We start from the raw sequence: 2,234 nt of genomic DNA, 5'->3' as shown, positions 1-2,234 counted from the left end.
GACGGCGACTTGGACGGCGACTTCGACGGGGTCGGCGTGCTCGTCGTGGGCGTCGGCGAAGGCGAAGACTCGGGCACGACGTACGTGATGGTCATGGACGCCTTGACGGGGTCGAGGCCGGCCGCCTTGACGGTCACGGTGACCTTGTAATCCGTAGTGCTGTCGGGACCGTCCGCCGGGATGTTCAGCGTCGACTTGACGGTGCCGCTCTTCTCGTCGGCCAGGTCTCCGACTCCGCACTCCTCGGCGGTGAACGGCGAGCCGCAGACACCGGTGACCGTCGTTCCATCGAGGGTCGCCGCGACGTCCGTGACCTTGGCGTCCGCCACTTCGCCGCCGACGGCCGTGATGGTCGTCGTGATGTCGAAGGAGTCCTTCGGATCGACTTTCGCGGCGACCGGGGTGACGTGCACGTCCAGTTTCCCGGCGGCGGAGGCCGTGGTGCCCGGTGCGGATGGGCTCGGTGTGTCCGCGGCAAGGGCGGACGCGCCGCCGGCGGCCAGGACCGCGGCCGTGCCGAGACCGATGAACATCGGTTTGACTGCCGATCGGCAGATCACCGCCGCAGCACCTCCGTCGCGTCGCCGTTGAGCGCCCGTGCCCGTCACGCAATACCCGAGGGATCGCCTCGGGTATCAAGCGAACACGGATACCCGGGCCAAATCAACCCCGCCGGACGTCAGATCATCTCCTCCCGGACGTCCTCGATCTCGGTCGCGGGAGCCCACGCCTGCCAGACGCCCAGGTCGATGCGGTCGAGGCCCAGGTTTTCGGCGACCGGGGCCCGGCCGCCCGTGTACTCGACGCGCAGCCAGCTTTCATGCTCGCCGACGATGACGAAGCGCTCGCCGCGCCAGCGGCACGTCGTCCGGACGTAGCGGAGGTCCTCCACCTCGGACGCGGGGACGATCCGGCGGTACCGTCCGGGACGGAGCTCCTCGAACCCGTCCGTCGGGCCGGGCGCGTAGAGCCTGACCTCGCCGTCGGCGCCGGGCGCGGCCTCGAAATCGCGTCCGAGCCAGCGCGCGACGTACCCGTCCCGGATCATTGCGCCTCCCGTCCGTTCGTCTCCGGCCGGAGCCAGGCGAGCCGGTCCGGGTCGTACATCGCCACGAACCGCTCGGACCGGTCACGGCCGAGGTAGTACATCTCTGCCCCGTACGGGAGCCGGACGCTGTCGACCTTGTACTCGCGGATGGACCCGGCGCTCCCCGGCGCGAACCCGCCGCCCAGGAAAGGCGGCCGCTCGACTACCCAGCCGGCGTCGCCCCAGGCGGCCATCTCCGCCTCGTCCCGTCCGCCGAAGGGAATGCGGTACAGGTCGGGGCAGTAGGCGGGCCACCGGATGACGTACACGCCCTCGTCGGCGGGCGAGAACGGGGAGCCGTCGTACAGCAGCCCCAGCGCTTCGTACAGCTGGCCGGGCGTCTGCAGGTCGGCGACGTCGCTCGTCGAGTGCACGAACCCGCCGACGCGGTCGTAGCCCTGCTCCAGGTACCAGGCGACGTGCCCGTGCGGGACGACCTTCTGCATGATCGTCGGGGAGGAGACGGGGTCGTCCAGGTCGGTCGGCAGCTGTGCCGGCACCGCCTCGGGCCGCGCCGGCACCGCCTCGGGCCGCGGCGGCGGCGGGACCTCGTGCCGCGCCGGGACGAGCCCGACCCGCACCGCCCACTCGCTGAGCGCCCGCACCTGGTCGCCCTGGAGCGACGCCCCGATCCGCGTCCCGGGGTTGACCAGCATCGCCCAGTCGTCCCGCGGCCACGCGCCGATCAGCTCCCGGAAGTCCGCGTACACGAACCGCGACTCGGGCAGCACCTCGCGCAGCCGGACCAGCGACGTGAACACCTGCACGGCCGACTCGCCCCGCAGCGCGGCGTCCCAGCGGAACTCGCGCTGCATGGGCGTCACCTCAAGCGGCGCCGCCTCCGGAATCGGCACGAGAACGTTCGCGTTGAGCAGCACCCGCAAGAACGCGTCCGAGTCCGCGCCCAACGCGGCCTCGTAGAGCTCCTGGTCGATGCGGTTCCCCGGCTCGAACGGCGGCTCCACGGCCCGCAACGCCGGCCCGGCCCCGGCTGCCCCGGGCGGCCCCGCACCAGGCCGACCGGAGACCCCTTCGCCCGCCGGGACACCCGCCGTCCCGATGCCCGGCACGTCGGACGCGCCCGTACCGCCGCCGTGCGGCGAACCGGCGTGCTCGGCCCCGAAGGCCATACCGCCTGCGTGGCCGG

Annotated in this window: 3 protein-coding genes; all 3 read right to left on the bottom strand. The window is 72.6% G+C overall.

Going from position 1 to position 2,234, the window contains the following annotated elements:
• On the bottom strand, window positions 1–608 hold a 608-nt coding region (locus ACIWVC_RS25395), incomplete at its 3' end, for a hypothetical protein (protein ID WP_396450178.1).
• Window positions 609–679: 71 nt separating this feature from the next.
• A complete protein-coding gene (locus tag ACIWVC_RS25390) occupies window positions 680–1,048 on the bottom strand; it encodes a hypothetical protein (protein ID WP_396450177.1) in 369 nt (122 codons plus the stop codon).
• Window positions 1,045–2,234, bottom strand: a 1,190-nt coding sequence (locus tag ACIWVC_RS25385) for an SseB family protein (RefSeq protein WP_396450175.1), incomplete at its 5' end; no start/stop codon positions are given. The genes ACIWVC_RS25390 and ACIWVC_RS25385, both read right to left, overlap by 4 nt.

Source organism: Actinomadura sp. (assembly GCF_044508335.1).
Taxonomy (GTDB): domain Bacteria; phylum Actinomycetota; class Actinomycetes; order Streptosporangiales; family Streptosporangiaceae; genus Spirillospora.
The sequence above is the reverse complement of the archived record's forward strand: the minus strand, read 5'-3'. Positions and strand labels throughout refer to the sequence as shown.